General features: G+C 60.7%; 3 protein-coding genes. 1 reads left to right on the forward strand and 2 read right to left on the reverse strand.

What is annotated here, in order from left to right; translation table 11 throughout:
• The coding region (locus tag ENZ74_RS29780) for a stimulus-sensing domain-containing protein (protein ID WP_206522355.1) at positions 1 to 842 on the reverse strand (842 nt) is incomplete at its 3' end.
• A gap of 20 nt (positions 843 to 862) precedes the next feature.
• A complete protein-coding gene (locus ENZ74_RS29785) occupies positions 863 to 1,564 on the reverse strand; it encodes a response regulator transcription factor (RefSeq protein ID WP_013528337.1) in 702 nt (233 codons plus the stop codon).
• A gap of 343 nt (positions 1,565 to 1,907) precedes the next feature.
• On the opposite strand from ENZ74_RS29785, the gene ENZ74_RS29790 reads away from it, so the two are divergent.
• Positions 1,908 to 2,224: phosphoenolpyruvate carboxykinase (ATP) (locus ENZ74_RS29790; protein WP_127313213.1), on the forward strand; the 317-nt coding region annotated here is incomplete at its 3' end.

A 2,224-nucleotide genomic window follows, 5' to 3' on the forward strand; every position in this document is an offset into this window, starting at 1 on the left:
GCCTTGCGCTCGGCGGCGACGATCTTGTCGATGTCGCCGCCTTCGGTCGACAGCATCAGCACGCCCAGGACGGCACGAAAGCGCTGGATCGGCACCGCCACCGAAACGATCTGCTCGCCCTGCTCGCTGACGCGCACGATGGTCGAAGGGCTGCCGGTGAGCGCCTTGACCACTTCCGGGAAAGCGGCGCCATTGCCGCCCGGCTGCTCGTGATAGACCGGCAGCTCGGTGTTGCGGAAGAAGTCGAAGACGAATTTCTGGATGCGCTCGACCAGATCGGGCTCTTCTTCCTCGACCGGCGGCAGGTCGTAGCGCAGGATCTGGCCACGCGAATAGAGGTGGCGCGAATCGAGCAGCAGATTGGCGTCGCGGTCATAGATGCGGGCGCGGGTCCTGGTCGGCGAGATCAGCCTTCTAAGCACCGGTGCGACACGCTCCGGGTTGATCGGAAAGTCGAGATTGTCGAGCTGGTCCGAGCCCGGCCCAAGGCTTTCGCCGGCCTGCAGTTCAAGCAGCTTTTCCGGGTCGATGCTGATCGAATCCGTCTCGACCGTCGCCGAAGCGGCGATGGCGCCGGCGATGATCTCGCCCTGGGTCATCAGGCTTTCGACGCGGGCGTCGATCAGCCCGTCGCGGAAGGTGTTGAGATAGAGGATGCCGGTCACCAGCACGGCGAGGCCGGCAAGGTTGAGGAACAGGATACGCCGCGTCAGGCTGGAAAAGATGTGATGGCCAAGGAAGCGGCGCATCGGCACCGTGATCTTCGAGACGAAGGACGGCATGATCCGCGACGGCCGCCTGGAGGCGCCCGCCGGTCTTGTTCGCTGTGCTTCCACTGCCATCGAATAGCAGGCCCTGCTACTTATGCTTCGCGGAACCGGTATCCGACTCCGTAAAGGGTTTCGATCATCTCGAAGTCGTCGTCGACGGCCTTGAACTTCTTGCGCAGCCGCTTGATGTGGCTGTCGATGGTGCGGTCGTCGACATAGACCTGTTCATCATAAGCCGAATCCATCAGCGCATCACGGCTTTTTACGACACCGGGACGCTGCGCCAGCGAATGCAGGATCAGGAACTCGGTGACGGTGAGCGTCACCGGCTCGCCTTTCCAGGTGCAGGTGTGGCGCTCCTGGTCCATGACGAGCTGGCCGCGCTCGAGAGAGCGGGCCTGCTGGCTTGGCGTCTTGGCTGCAGCCTCGCGGGCACTGGCGCGGCGCAGCACGGCGCGCACGCGCTCGACCAGCAGGCGCTGTGAGAAGGGTTTGCGGATGAAATCGTCGGCGCCCATCTTGAGACCGAACAATTCGTCGATCTCGTCGTCCTTGGAGGTCAGGAAGATCACCGGCAGGTCGGACTTCTGGCGCATCCGGCGCAGCAGTTCCATGCCGTCCATGCGCGGCATCTTGATGTCGAGAATGGCAAGGTTCGGCGGGCGTGCCGCCAGGCCTTCCAGCGCCGACGCACCATCCGTGTAGGTCTCGACGCGATACCCCTCGGATTCCAGGGCGATCGACACCGATGTCAGAATGTTGCGGTCGTCATCGACAAGCGCGATTGTTGCCATTTCAAGCGGCTCCCTCATGAGCTGTCCCTTCTGTCGTAGAGAAGGGGCTTTTGCAGGACAAATTAGGTACAAAATGTGGCATAGGCCTTGTCCGCTGTCACGCGCGGCATGCCGGCGGCCACAATCCTACCTCGACATGGATTGGACGAACGTACATCGCCAATCCTTTGGGCAACCGCGAAACTTTTTGCACATATAAACGATTTAAACAACTTTCAAAATATTTAAATCGATTAATGATTTGATATCATTTGACTTTTCTGGTTCTGACCATCTCAGCCCGCGTAGTGGGCGTGCCGGGAAGGTGCCGGCAAAGATGCGGCAAATCCAAGAGGGACACTCGATGTCGGAAGTCGGCAAACGCAATTCCGCCTGCGCGATCGATCATATCGGCCTGAAAACCACCGGCGTGGTGCGCTATAATTTCGGTGCGGCTGCTCTTTATGAGGACTCGATCCGGCGCGGCGAGGCCCGCTTGACCGCACATGGCGCGTTGGTCGCCGAGACAGGCCAGCATACCGGCCGCTCGCCCAAGGACAAGTTTGTCGTCCGCAACAGTGACACCGAACCGCATGTCTGGTGGGACAACAACAAGGCAATTTCACAAGCCCAGTTCGACACGCTGCTCGCCGATTTCCAGACGCATGCCTGGGACAAGGA

It is taken from the genome of Mesorhizobium sp. M7A.F.Ca.CA.002.15.2.1, assembly GCF_003998715.1.
In the GTDB taxonomy this organism is placed as follows: Bacteria; Pseudomonadota; Alphaproteobacteria; order Rhizobiales; family Rhizobiaceae; genus Mesorhizobium; species Mesorhizobium ciceri.

Bases quoted from the DNA above. Each gene is read 5' to 3' on its own strand.
- ENZ74_RS29785 (WP_013528337.1), bottom strand. From the start codon at position 1,564: ATGGCAACAATCGCGCTTGTCGATGACGACCGCAACATTCTGACATCG.